1 rRNA gene is annotated in these 304 nt (G+C 57.2%); it reads left to right on the plus strand.

What is annotated here, in order from left to right:
* Positions 1-304 (plus strand): 23S ribosomal RNA (locus EIY87_RS07640); the annotation flags it as partial.

Here is a 304-nt window from a genome sequence, read left to right on the forward strand (position 1 = left end):
TGATTCCGTGAGTAGTGGCGAGCGAAAGCGGAAGAGGCTAAACCGTGCATATGTCAAGCTGTCAGGCGTTGTGTGTGCGGTGTTGTGGGACCCAGCGTCGAGGATCTGACAGTCCTCGGAATGACCGCGCGTGTTAGTGGAACCGCTTGGGATGGCGGGCCGGAGTGGGTGAGAGCCCCGTACGCGAAAACACGTTGTTGGTTGTTTGTTTGGTGTTCCCGAGTAGCAGCGAGCTCGTGGAATTTGCTGTGAATCTGCCGGGACCACCCGGTAAGCCTAAATACTTCCTGGAGACCGATAGCGG

This window comes from Amycolatopsis eburnea, assembly GCF_003937945.1.
Taxonomy (GTDB): Bacteria; Actinomycetota; Actinomycetes; order Mycobacteriales; family Pseudonocardiaceae; genus Amycolatopsis; species Amycolatopsis eburnea.